This is a genomic window from Halopseudomonas litoralis (assembly GCF_900105005.1).
Lineage (GTDB): Bacteria > Pseudomonadota > Gammaproteobacteria > Pseudomonadales > Pseudomonadaceae > Halopseudomonas > Halopseudomonas litoralis.
Map to the genome: position 1 here is coordinate 1,456,476 of NZ_LT629748.1, position 13,661 is coordinate 1,470,136.

Below are 13,661 nucleotides of genomic sequence, written 5' to 3' on the forward strand. Positions count from 1 at the left end.
GGAGGGCATTTCCATTTTAAATCCATATATATAAGGAGCTACCAGCCAGTATAGAATGGGTGCGGGAGCTAGCGTGAAAATCACTAGCTCTACCGAATCAAACTCCCTGGTTAAAAGTCTTGAAATTAAAATAATACATAAAAGAAAAATGGTAAGAAACAATTTTTTCCTTACCTGGCTGTTTATTTGCATGTGTAACAATCCTTGCTTAAGGAAGTAGACGTGGAGTATTGGATCCCCGTGCTGGTTGCCCTTAAGGCAGCGTCATTTGTGTAGAAATTCTTCATAAAATGACTTGCTCCGTTGCCAGCAAATATTGATGTAACCCCTATTGCTGCGCCCGAATAATTTCCTGACAATAAATTATTTCCCACATCAATAAAACTAAGGGAGTCCGATGCAATTCTAAAGGGTTTCGCAGGAATAGCTGCTGCATCTATTGTTAGCCTTATTCCATAACGAAGATCAGAGGTCTCATCGCTTCGCCACCACTTCGGAACTTCATCTCGTATAATTTTAAATGGGTTCAGGGATCCCCGTGTCTCCTCCCGGAACTTTCTAATTCTTTCCAAACGCTCTTCATGAGATTCATGATTAAACCTGCGCCCAATAATGGCAATGATAGCCCCTTCCGCAAAGCTTCCACCCCCAAGCTTGGCTCCGATGCCTCCAACAATAGCAGCACCATACTGACTCCTGGTCAGGCCATTGACATCCCCGAATGCCCCAAAACTACCCGCCAGGAAGCCGGAGCGGAAGTCACCACCCGATACTACCGAGGTGACGCCTCCTCTGAGGCCATGGAGCGATACGTTGGTTAGTTTGGGAGCAAACTGCAAGTCGGCGGTGTAGCTACCTATCCAGTCAGCAACATGTGCTCCAGCATAGGCGGTTGCCCCAGAGATCGCCCCTATCCTTAACGCCTGGCTGGTACTTGCCCCGTTGGCATGAGCAACGGCAAAGCTACCGGCACCCATCACTGCAGCATAGCATTGGGGGGCCATTCCTTGACAGGCAATAATTGACCCAACAGCCACCAGCGGCTGTGCTACCGGCCCCAGCGCTCGGATGACCTTGTAGAAGGGTCTATTCAACGCATTCTGAACACTTTTCCTGATACTGTTCAACCCACTCAGCGCTTTCTTGATTCCTTTGAAGATCTTCTTCAGGAAGTATCCACTGGGATCAGTAGCACTGAGCGGGTTGTTGTGCACGTAGCTGTAGCTGTTCAGCCCTTGGGTGCTGTACAGGCCATCGATATGCGGGTCAGCGCTGATGAAGCGGGCAATGATCGGATCGTAGAGCCGGCCGTTCATGTGCACCAGGGTCATGTCATCGAGCATTTCATGCCCGGTAAAGCCGTGATGAGTGCTGAGGCTCGGCAGGATACCCAGGCCCTGGGTATCGAATGCCTGGTCGTCGCTGCCATCCAGGTTGCGCCGTTTGCCCCAGGCGTCATAGGAGGAGCGCTCCAGGATCCGGCCCTGGTTGTCGGTAACCGCCACGATCGAGCCCAGATGGTCGGTATGCAGATAGCGTTCCTGCGGATGGGCGGCGCTGATGCTGACACCGCCTTCATCGATGCGCAGGTTGTCCAGGTAGGTCAGGCTATCGCTGTTGGCCGGGCCGCTGCGGCCATAGGCAACGAAGCGCAGCTGGCCGAGTTGAGGGAGATGCGTGCTGTATTGATAGCCGGCATTGCGCTGGCCGCCCTTCGGATAGAAGTACAGGCTGCTGCCGCTTTCGTGGGCTTCGATTTCCAGGGTGTAGTGGGTATTGGTCACCTCACCCAGGAGGTGATTGAGGGTACTGGCGGTACCGCCGTTGGGGTTTTTGCTGGTCACCCGGGCGTAGAGCTTGTTGCCAGAGATATAGGCCCGTAGATCGCGGGCGCCGGTCTGGGCGGCCGCAGTGCTGCCGGCATTGTTCAGGCCAAGGGAGATCACCCGGCCGGTTCCACTGCTGCTGGCCAGGCTGACATCGACGCTGAGTTTCACGCCCTCGCTGGCAGCGTAGTAGGTGCTGCTGCGTACGAGGGGCGATTTGGCTGTCGTCCCTTCGGCTGTCTGCAGCGTGTGCAGGGTCAGCCGTTGGCCCGCCGCATCGTATTTGACGGCCCCGGCGGGGTCGGCGCTGGCGGTTGGCAGGACCAGTCCGGTGGTGTTGGCCGCAAAACTCTGGTTGAGCTTGTTAACGGCTGCCCCGGTGTTCAGCGTGACCAGCGCGGCGACGGCTTCGCCGTTGGCATACACATGATGGGTGTACTCGGTGACAGCGCCGTTGCGCTTGATCTCGAAGTGGGCGCCCGAGTCCAGCCGCGGGTTGATGTAGAGGGTAGTGGCGCCATCGGTGTGGACGTGCTTGATGCGCTGATAGTCCGCATCGTAGGCGAAGCTCTCGGTTTTGCCGGTGCTGCTGCGGCTGGTGCTCAGCGGTTTGTTGAAGGCCGTCCAGGTGAAGGTGCGGCCGCCACCGGTGCTGACGTTGCCGTTGGCATCATAGGCGTAGGTGGCATAGCTCTGGGTGCAGCTACCGGTGGCCATGGAGCTGTTGCGGCACACCTCCGCCACGGCCTGTGGGCGGTTGCTGTGATAGCGGTAGTAACCGATATCGCTCTTGTAGGTGATGTTGCCGACCTTGTCGTATTGGACGGTGCGGGCTGTCTGGCCGACCACGGTGGCGCTGGTCAGACGGTTATGCGCATCGTACTGGAAGGTTTCGGTCAGGTTGCTGCGGTGTTCGCTGCGGCTGAGCAGGTTGCCCAGAGCGTCGTGCAGGTAGCTGTCATTCTGTACGTTGTTGCGCGCGCTGTTGGTCCCGGCGGCCAGGCTGGTGAGTTGTCCGGTGAGCGGATCGTAGCTGCGCAGGGTCTGCACGCCGTTGCCGAGGGTGGTTCTGAGCAGCCGACCATGGGCATCGGCGGTGGTGGTGGCGGTGTCGCTGATCTGCCAGTAGACCCGCTGGCCATCGGCGTTCTGCACCTTGGTCAGGAAGCCGCGGCTGCTGTAGACATTGTGGTAGCTGATGCCGGTGGGGTAGGTCAGAGACTGGACACGACCGAGGCTGTCATAGCTGGTGCTCAGGGTGTAGTCCTGGCTGTCGACGCGGGTGGTGGTCTGGATCGGGCGGCCCAGGGTGTCATAGGCATGGGAACGGGTATAGCCGTTGCTGGCCGTGACCTGGGCCAGCTTGCCGATGCCCTTGGTGGCGGTGTCATATACCCACTGACTGTTGAAGTCCGGCGCCTGCCGCTGGACCATCCGGCCCAGCACGTCATAGCTGATCTGGGTGGTCTGGCCTTTGGCGTCGGTCTGGCTGATCAATTGGCCGATGCTGTTGTACTGATAACTCCAGGTACCCTGGTTGGGGTCCTGGTCGGTGAGCTTGTTGCCGGCCAGGTCGTAAGTGTATTGACGCAGCTTGCCATTGGCGTCGGTCACCTTGAGCAGGCGCCCGAGCGCATCATATTCATACAGGTTGGTGGCGGCCTCGGCAGTGCCGACCGCATCGACCACCTGTACAGGCTGACCCTGCAGACCGACATCCTCGGTGCGTTTCTGATTGAGTTCATTGGTGTAGGTGGTGCGCAACCCGCCATAGGCGATGCTGGAGACCTTGTTGTTGGGGGTGCGGATCTGAGTGGTCCGCCCGAGCAGATCGTAGGTATAGGTGGTCCACTTGATATCCGTGGCCCCCTGGAAATAGGGCTCGGCGCTGCGGGTGACTTCGCCCTGGCTATTGAACTCCTTGCGCCCGCTGATGACCCAGCGGCCATCGAGCGACTGGGTGCGGCTGTACAGCTCACGGCGCAGGCTGTCGAAGTAGGTATAACTTTCCGGGGTGATCGGCGTGCCGGCCAGATCCGGGGCGCCGCCCGGGGGCAGGGCGGTGTTGGGGTCCTTGACCACCTGGGTCTTGACCGAGAAACGGGCATGAGTCGGGCAGTTGCTGTCCCCGGCACAGTGGGCATAGGTGGTCAGGGTCTTGGTACCATCGGCGGTCATGCTGGCCACGACCCGGCCGAAGATGTCGTACTGGTTGTAACTGGTCAGGCCATTGGGACCGGTCTCGCTGAGCAGGTTGCCGGTGTTCAGGTCATAGTTGCGTGTCAGGGTGTGGCCCAGGGCGTTGGTCTGGGTGACCGGGAACAACCGCAGGGTACTGTCATAGGTGGTGGTGGAGATGACTTCGGCAACCCGTTTGGCGGGGGTGGTGCTGTAATCCGCCCGCACCCCGGTCAGGGTGACGTTACCCCAGGCGTCGCGCACATAGCGGGTCACCACCTTGAAGTCCGGCTTGTTGGGTTCGCTGATTTCCTGGGCCACCGCCCCGGTGTTGCTGTCGTACACCGTCTTGGACACCTTGGTGAGGGTGGAGCTGCCCTGGGTGTGAGTGATGGTGGCGGTATCGAGCTGGTTGGTTCGCCAGCGCACCAGATCCGGCGCGTAGTAGGTGTTCTGGTTGAGCGTGGTCATGCTCTCGACCACCCCGTCGGCGCGGCGTGCCTGCTGGGTGATCAGTACCCGGGTGGCATTGCCATAGGCATCGTAGGTGGTCTCCAGGGTTTTGGTCTGGTGCGCGGTGGCGGTATTGACCTCGATCCAGGCAGCCTGGGCAGGCAAGAACCAGCCCAGCGACAATGCAACCAGTACCGCGCGACCTATCATCCCTGTCATGGTGCCCATCCTTCGTTCGTCGTGTTGTTATAAGCTGTTGTAAATTGTTTAAGTTGTATCCGTTCGGGGCCCTGCCTACAGAGCAGGTTCCCAGGTATGTTCGGTGGTCTTGGTTATGTGCGGTCGGTAGACCTTGCGATCGGCTGTGGTGCCGGTTTCGGTGACTGACCAGTCGCTCACTTCTTGGGATATTACATAGCATGGGGTATAAACATACATTACATTTATGCAACGCTGTGATTGCGTCTTGTATATACTTCCAGTTAACGGAAAGTCTTGGCGGTATTCCGTGTAATGCATATACTCGTGAAGCTCCGTAATATTTGGATTTATTGATTTAGAGCGATATGATTTCGTCCATTTAAAACCGAGTGAACCGTGGTCGGCATGGATGCGGTATTCACCATAAGAATATTTAGTCGATTCTAGATCACCGATACCATCAGGAGCGCGTATAAATTGGACAATGCTTAAAGGTACTTGTAAGTCTACAATAGGATAAGCTGAGCCGTATCCTTTGGTATAGGAGGAGTTTGCCAATGTGGTGTATTTAATCTCAGTGCTGCCTAAATCATCCTCGAAAGCCAGAATCCGATTAACGTTCTCGGCTTGGCCCTGGCTTATAACAATGCCTTCAGGGCTGAAGCCTAGTAAGTCCACCGTACCGTTACCACGGTCGGTTATGATCCGTTCGTCCTTATCGGTCCAGTTGCCATTTTCTTTGGTGAAGCCGTTAGCTAGACACTCCTCGGCACCTAATGAAGTACCAAGGGAGGGACGAAATTTAGTACAGGCTCCGTCATAAATGATGAGGTCGCCACGTCCGTCCAGATTGACATTGGCCAGGCTATAATTCGCTGCCAGACGCTCCGCACGCACATCAAGAAGGATCGGATCATTACCACGATGTGTAAATGAGTCATCAACTCCAAATTTTACCTGATGAGGGGGTTTAAAATTGCGGCCGGTGTTTTTTGAAAAATAGATATCCGGGGATCTTCCTAGAGACTCCATCGGGATGCCTATGGCCCAGTTATCATTGGCTCTCCTAACGCGATGGCTAATACCGACGATATCAGGCAAACCATCTCCGTCAAAATCATTCAGAAAGCGTGGGTGAATGCTTTGAGTAGCCCAGCGGCTTGTTGTCACAGTGAAAGGCAAGGGGAAGCCGTTACCCGGCTGGAGTTCAATATCTTGAGTATGCGTTGTATTGGTAGGATAATAGTCATCAATCCATAATTCTGGAATTATAAATCCAGAGGTAGATGATAACGCCACCGCAACCCCATCTTTCCCAAACCCCACAATATCATCCCGCCCATCCCCATTCATATCAGCCATCATGCGAGGATATTTGTTGTTCTCCGTCCACCCAGAGTTACGAGTAAAGGTGCTGGTGATGTTCGAGTAGGCTGGGGACGCTTGGAAGCTGGTACGGGTATTCAGAGCTACGGCCACCGAGGCATTGGCAAAGCCCACCATATCCAGTAACCCATCACCATCCACATCGGCCAGCATCCGTGGGTGGGTGTTCTGGTTAGCCCAGCCGGCATTGGTACCATAGCCGCTGAGCCATAGGGTTTGAGGAGCAAAACCATTGCCGGTGGACAAGGCGACATAAATACCGGTAGAGGCAAACCCGACAATATCTGCCAACCCATCGCCATTGATGTCCACGACCATGCGCGGGCTGGTACTGTCGCTGGCCCACCTGCCGCCTGCAGCTGCACTACCGAAATAGCTCAGTTTCTTAGCCGGCGCACTGAACCCTGACGCTGTGCCAAAGGCCACATAGACCCCGTCATTGAAGAACCCGACTATATCCAGACGTCCATCACCGTTTACGTCGGCCAGTTCTCGCGGATGCACATCTTGAGTTCCCCATCCTTGATTGGCGCCAAAGGCAGCCAGGATTGTCTGGGGATCACTGGTGCGCTTGCCGCTGACAGGATGTTTGGCCTGCCCGTATTCACTCTCAACTTTCAAGCAATTGATGGTCGAGCCATCCGGGCAGTACTCCACCTTGGTCAGGTTGGACAGCTGGGCGTCTGAGGTGCTGTAGTGTAACTGATAGCGGGCCGGGTTGGCGTTATTGGTGATGCCGGACAGGCGGCGCTTGATTGTGGCACTGACGCCGCCGCCGACATAGACCGGCAAATGATCGGGACGCTCGGTGGCCGCTGCCCAGGTCAGAGTAAGTGTGCGTGCTGGTGTAGTGCCTGCGTTGGTATTACCGGCATAACTGATGGTCTGTGGATACAGCATGCCGGAATCAAGCAGATAACTGACGGTGTAATAATTGGTAAAACGATCACTGACCTTGCTCAAGGCCCACACGGTGGGGACCGCGGTACTGGTGCCGGCCGGAGTAATAGCGCGGCGGCTGTTAGCTGTATAGCCATACTCCATGACCTGGCCATCCTGGGTTCTGACCTCGAACCAGGCAGTGGTAGTGGAGAAGGCCCCTTTACCGACAATCTTCAGACCGCTATCGATTTGGGTACGGTACTCGGCATTATTAGCGCCGTAGGTGCCATTGACCAGAATCAGCCGTTGCCCGTCTAAACACAGGCGGTCATTGCCATTGAACTGCAGGACACCGTCATCGATTCCGTCAATGGTCTTGACCCGAGGGCAGCGACTCAGTTGCGATAAGCCGCCTAAGGACCAGCCCATACCCATGGGACCGTTGCCCGCCTGACTGGAATATTGCAACGCTAGCGAGGGCTTGATACTGCCAGGAGGCGTCAACAATGGTAGTTGATAACTGGCTGCACCACTGGCGGTCACAGAGAGCTCACCGGTCAGCGAGGCGCCGGGTGGGGCTGAGGCCAAGGCTGGAATGCTGAAGCTCAGAAAGGTATATAGACACACTTTCCCGATCGATATGGCTTTTTCCTGGCTCATGTTACGTCCCTGTAAATAGCAAAGATAAGGCAATAGTAGACTGAAAAAAATAAAAAACAATAAAATACAAACTGTACGTAAAAGTGTGTGAACTTCCTCTCATTATATTGCATGTCAACTATGCTCAGCCTTGTCGTTGAGACAACTGGGACTCGGTCCCGCTATGCAGCTCAAGAGCTCTCAGGGTCCCATGTATGTTCGGTGGTCTTTATAATCTGGGGCCTATAAACCTTTCGGTCAGGCGTAGCGCCGGTCTCGGCAACTGACCAGTCGCTCACTTCCTGGCCGAGCGTCTGACAGCCACTCCAGGGAATATGTACCCGGTTGCTGCAGTGTTGACTCTGGGTACGAAACAGACTGCCGGTCAGCGGGTAGGTCTGCAGGAGTTCGCTGTGGCTCAGCGCACCGCTGCTCTGATCCAAGGTTTCCAGCCAGCGAAAGCCGAGCGAACCATGATCGAAATGCGAACGCAGGTCACCATAGCGGTAGTGGATCTTGCTGGTTCCACCAAGCCCATCGAGACTCGCCACCGACTTGACCACAGCCATGGGGATCTGCACTTCAGCTACCGGGAAGACTGATCCAGTGCCCTTGGTGTAGACCTCGTTATCAATCAGGGTCGAGTAGGTGATCTGGGATTCGCTCAGATCATCCTTGAAAGCGACGATCTGGTTGGGGGTTTTGGCTTGGCCATAGCTGACCACTACGCCGGCGGGGCTGAAACCCAGTACATCGACCGCACCATCGCCATCGATGTCTGCGATGATGCGTTCGTCCTTGTCGGTCCAGTTGCCGTTCTCTTGAGTGAAGCCATTGACCAGGCATTGTTCATCACCTAGTTCAATGCCTGAAGGGCCGTTGAGCACAGGGCGAAAGAGGGTGCAGGGACCTTTGTACGTTATTATATCTGGTTGGTTATCTTGACTTGTATCGGACAGTGAGTAACTGGAAACTAGCGATTTTATTTTTTTACTTGTCAAATCAGGGCTGGTTGTGTAAAAGATTTCTTCCCCCCTTGGTGCTATGATCTCAGGGCTTGAGAGTGCATGGCCGAAGTTGATAGAAACATGGACTCCGGGTTCCTCCCAGACCTTATCGAAGTGGTGCCTGAGCACCGGTCCGCCGCCGCCAAGTCTAATTTCTGTAGTATGACGATATATTCCATACTTGAGTCCAAGTATGTCGGGTAGGCCGTCTTTATTAAGGTCATAAAGGTACCTTGGGTTTGAAGATTGATAACCCCAATCTTCTACATCAAAAAGTTTTTTAATGGGAGAAGAATCCGGAGTGGTGTAAAAATCATCTAGCTCCTGAAAGGAACGCGGCTGAAAGCCATTAAGCCATCTTGCCGGCTGTAAAAATCCAGTTGTACTGGCTAACGCCACCATCACCCCTTCATTCCCAAACCCCACGATATCGTCGCGCCCATCCCCATTCATATCGGCCATCATGCGAGGATATTTGTTGTTCTCCGTCCACCCGGAGTTGCGCGTAAATGTGCTGGTAATATTCGAGTAGGCAGGCGATGGTTGAAAGCTGGTGCGCTTGTTCAATGCCACGGCCACCGAGGCATTGGCAAAGCCCACCATATCCAGTAGCCCATCACCATCCACATCGGCGAGCATGCGTGGATGGGTGTTCTGATTGGCCCAGCCGGCATTGGTGCCATAACCGCTCAGCCACAGGGTCTGTGGGGCAAAACCGTTGCCGGTGGACAAGGCGACATACACCCCAGTAGAGGCAAAACCGACGATATCTGCCAGCCCATCGCCATTAATATCCGCCACCATTCGGGGGCTAGTACTGTCACTCGCCCAACCACCCCCAACACTGGAACTACCGAAATAGCTCAGTTTCTTGACCGGTGCACTGAACCCTGACGCCGTGCCAAAGGCCACATAGATCCCGTCATTGAAAAACCCCACAATGTCCAGACGACCATCACCATTTACGTCGGCTAGTTCACGTGGGTGCTTGTCTTGGTCTCCCCAACCCTGGTTGGTGCCAAAGGCTGCCAGAATGGTCTGCGGGTCACTGGTGTATTTGCCGGTGGTGGGGTGCTTGGCCAACCCGTATTCACTTTCCACCTTCAGGCAGTTGGTCGTCGAGCCGTCCGGGCAGTACTCTACCTTGGTCAGGTTGGACAGCTGGGCGTCGGAGGTGCTGTAGTAGAGGCGATAGCGGGCCGGGTTGGCGTTGTTGGAGATGCTGGACAGGCGACGCTTGATCGTGGCGCTGACACCACCGCCGACATAGACCGGCAAATGATCGGGACGCTCGGTGGCCGCTGCCCAGGTCAAGGTAAGTGTTCGGGCTGGTGTAGTGCCTGCGTTGGTATTGCCGGCATAACTGATGGTCTGTGGATACAGCATGCCGGAATCAAGCAGATAACTGACGGTGTAATAATTGGTAAAACGATCACTGACCTTGCTCAAGGCCCACACAGTGGGTACAGCGGTGCTGCTACCCGTTGGCGTAATGGCTCGGCGGCTGTTGGCCGTGCTGCCGTATTCCATGACCTGACCATCCTGGGTTCTGACCTCGAACCAGGCACTGGTGCTGGCATAAGCGCCTTTGCCCACGATTTTCAAGCCACTGTCGATTTGGGTACGGTACTCGGCATTATTAGCGCCGTAGGTGCCATCGACCAGAATCAGACGTTGCCCGTCTAAACACAGGCGGTCATTACCATTGAACTGCAGGGCACCGTCATCGATTCCGTCAATGGTCTTGACCCGAGGGCAGCGGCTCAGTTGCGACAGTCCGCCCAGAGACCAGCCCATGCCCAGCGGGCCGTTGCCGGCCTGGCTGGAGTACTGTAAGGAGAGGGTAGGCTTGAGAGTACCCGGAGGCGTCAGCAGCGGTAATTGATAACTGGTAGCGCCATTGGGGGTAACAGACAGCTCGCCGGTCAGCGAGGCGCCGGGCGGGGCTGAGGCATAACCTACTGCGGGTGTGATGATGGCGATAAAAATAGAAGCTATCCACTTTTTCACTGCAAATCTTCCTTGACTAAAAATGCTTTTAGATGAGAATAAGTATCAGTTATTCTGCATGGGAATAATTGAAACGCAAGGATAATTTTTTAGTTCTGTAGTGGACAGAGACAAGCTAGAAAGGAAGGGAAATTTTGACTCCTTCCTTGCCATCCTTCGTAGGCTCAATACAATAGGTCTATCAATTCATACGGAAGCAAGCAATGAGTCAAGGACGATATTCGCTCGCGTTGCGAGCGAAGGGCAAGCTATCAAGACCCGTTCGTGCAGGTGTGCTGATTCTGCTTGTTTCTTGCCTGTCAGCTTGTAGTAGTACGCCCAAGGATATTGACCGTGCTGGGCAATTGGCAGCCGCAGGGGATTACGAGGCGGCGGTTCAAGCGTTACGCGAGCAATACCAACAGCACCCCGAGAACCTTATCTATCGTGGTGCGCTCATCAGGACGACCAACCTCAGTCTGGCGGCATTGAATAGCCAGGCCGAGTCTACCTTGAACCATGGCCAGGTAAATCAAGCTCGTGTGCTGTACCAGCGCGCCCTGGGGATCGACAGCCAAAACCGTCGTGCACTTGATGGTTTGAGACGTATTGAACAAGCACAGAGACAGCAGCAGTGGTTGCTGCGGGCAGAGGCGGCGCTTGAGCAAGATGATAGAGCTGCCGCCGGCCAGTATGTACGGCAGATTCTTTCAGAAAACCCCAACCATGAACGCGCTCAAACGATTCGCCGCCAAGTGCGGGAGCACAGCCAGATGGCACAGTTGCAGCCGGAGATCAAAAGCCCTGAGCTAAATCAGCTTGTGTCTCTGGAACTCAGGGATACCGGGCTGAAGGATGCATTGATGCTGTTGTCTCAAAGCGCCAGGTTGAACTTTATTCTGGATCAGGATGTTGAGCCTGACACGCCTGTGACGCTCTTCGTCACCGAGGCGCGAATTGAAGATGTGTTGGAGTTTATCTTCCAGACGTATGCGCTGGAGAAGAAGGTTCTGAATGCTAAGACTCTATTGATTTATCCAGCCAATTCGGAGAAGAAAGCCCGTTATGCCGACCTCTATACACGGACTTTCTACGCCTCGCATGCAGCCCCAGATCGGCTGGCTGACCTCTTGAGAAGTGTTTTGCAGCCTGCAGATATGCATATAGATGAAATATCCCGCTCGTTGGTTATCCGGGATACTCCTGAAGTGCTTGAGGCTGCAGAGCGGTTAATTGAGCTCCACGACACTGCTCCCGCTGAGGTGTTGCTGGACGTAGAGATATTGGAAGTATCTACAGATGTGATGTCCAATCTGGGTATCGAGTACCCGGGCAGCATTTCCGTATCGGTAGAAGGACAGGCAACCACTCCCGGGGTGCTGCGCTGGAGCGAGCTAGGCGATATCAACTCCGACTCGTTCACTTTGGGGGTTGGAGATCCTTTGGCTGTTTTCAATTTGCGCAATACGATTGGTAGCGGCAACATCCTGGCGAAGCCGCAGATTCGGGTAAAAAATCGGGAACAGGCTGATATCCTGATCGGCGATAAGGTACCGGTCATTACATCAACCCTGAATCAGACATCGGGTTTCGAGTCACAGTCAGTGACCTACCTTGATGTGGGGATCAAGCTGGAAGTTGAACCAGAAATATTTCCCGGCAATGAGGTCTCCATGAAGGTCATGCTCGAGGTTAGCAATATCGCTCGAGAAATCGTTGGGGATTCAGGTCTGCGGGCTTATCAGGTAGGTACTCGCACCGCCAACACCACATTGCAGTTGCGTGATGGGGAGACTCAGATTCTTGCTGGCCTGATCAAGAACGAAGAAATAAACAGCCAAAGTCGGGTACCGGGGCTAGGAGCCATTCCCGGTCTGGGGCGTCTGTTTACCAATGACAATAAATCACACGTTAAGTCGGAGTTGGTGTTATTGATCACGCCGCGGATAGTCAGAAACGTTCTGCTTCCTGATGCCTATGCCAGCACTTTTTATACCGGCACCAAAGACCGTTTAGCTCTTACGCCGCCCGCCCTGGGTTCGCAGGCCAGCTTTCACCAGGAAAGGCCTGAACAGACGGTCGCGGTTAAAGAGAGCTCTATTGCAGAAGACAATCGCTCTCCCGCTATTGCCGAGCAAAGAATGCAGTCCGCTGAGTCTGGAGAGCCAACGGCTTTGAGTCTCCCAGATCCGGTGGCTGCGGCAGAATCCCCAAGCTCCGTACTCAGTCTGGCGGGCCCTGGCGCTATCGATGGTGGTCAACCTTTCAATGTGATCCTGGCCATGGATGCCAATGATCAAACCGTCACTCGGTTTAGTCTCGGGTTCGACGAAACGCTGTTGGAGTTGCTATCCGTTACGCCTGTGGTCGCGGCGGAAGATCTGACCTACCAGTCTCATGAGGGGCGTATAGATTTCACGCTGCTTCCGTCCGGACTCGAAAGCTCCAACAATGTACTGGCAACCATAAGCCTTCAAACACACGATACGAATCAGCAACACAATACGCAGTTGATTGTCTCCGCCGAGGCTGCTCCAGGTCAGGATATTGGCACGGCCATGACCCAACATGCATTACAAATCTTCCCTGCGTCCATTGATGACATGGTGCTGGAGGAGGATGCTTACGCGGAAGATCTGGCACCATGAAGCACCAGAACGGTGGATTCAGTTTTATCGAGCTTATGATTGTGCTCAGTGTACTGGGAATAATGGCTGGTCTACTTTTCCCCCTCGCGGAGGTTGCGATGACGCGGCAGAAGGAAGCGGCATTGAAGCAGGCCTTGAAAGATATCCGGGAAGCGCTTGATGAGTATCGTCTGGTTACTCAGTCGGGGCTTTTCGAGTCGCATACGGAGTCGGGTTATCCGGCCCGTCTCGAACAGTTGACGGAGCGCCATGGATTTTCAGGCAGGGTGTTCTTACGGGCAATACCAGCAGACCCTTTTTATGTGGGGGAAGCAACCAGCGCATCCAACACCTGGCGATTCAGAGCCTTCCAAAGCCCGCCTGATAACCCGCAGTCGGGGCAGGATATTTTCGATGTGCTGTCCACATCAGACCAGCTTGGCAGCAATGGACTGCCTTATTCGGAATGGTAG

5 protein-coding genes are annotated in these 13,661 nt (G+C 54.8%); 2 read left to right on the forward strand and 3 right to left on the reverse strand.

Annotated features, from left to right (window positions below; translation table 11 throughout):
- Nucleotides 1-182: 182 nt before the first annotated feature.
- The 3 genes from BLU11_RS07065 to BLU11_RS07075 all read right to left on the reverse strand — a co-directional run bounded on the left by BLU11_RS07065 (nt 183) and on the right by BLU11_RS07075 (nt 10,582).
- The gene (locus BLU11_RS07065; protein WP_157718597.1) at nt 183-4,676 is read right to left on the reverse strand and encodes an RHS repeat-associated core domain-containing protein; all 4,494 of its coding nucleotides are present in this window, start codon (nt 4,674-4,676) and stop codon (nt 183-185) included.
- 75 nt (nt 4,677-4,751) lie between these two features.
- Entirely contained in the window at nt 4,752-7,586 is a 2,835-nt protein-coding gene (locus BLU11_RS07070; protein ID WP_090272686.1) for an FG-GAP-like repeat-containing protein, read from the reverse strand.
- Nucleotides 7,587-7,756: 170 nt separating this feature from the next.
- Nucleotides 7,757-10,582 carry an FG-GAP-like repeat-containing protein gene (locus BLU11_RS07075; RefSeq protein ID WP_090272687.1) on the reverse strand — a complete coding sequence of 942 codons (2,826 nt, stop codon included), beginning with the start codon at nt 10,580-10,582 and terminating at the stop codon, nt 7,757-7,759.
- Between the two features lie 203 nt (nt 10,583-10,785).
- Between BLU11_RS07075 and BLU11_RS07080 the strand changes: the two genes are divergently transcribed.
- Together BLU11_RS07080 and BLU11_RS07085 are read left to right on the forward strand one after the other, a co-directional pair.
- Nucleotides 10,786-13,209: a secretin N-terminal domain-containing protein gene (locus BLU11_RS07080; RefSeq protein WP_090272688.1), complete on the forward strand. Its 2,424-nt coding sequence runs from the start codon at nt 10,786-10,788 to the stop codon at nt 13,207-13,209.
- Nucleotides 13,206-13,661, forward strand: a complete 456-nt coding sequence (locus tag BLU11_RS07085; RefSeq protein ID WP_090272689.1) for a type II secretion system protein — start codon at nt 13,206-13,208, stop codon at nt 13,659-13,661. Before BLU11_RS07080 ends, BLU11_RS07085 begins: the two co-directional genes overlap by 4 nt.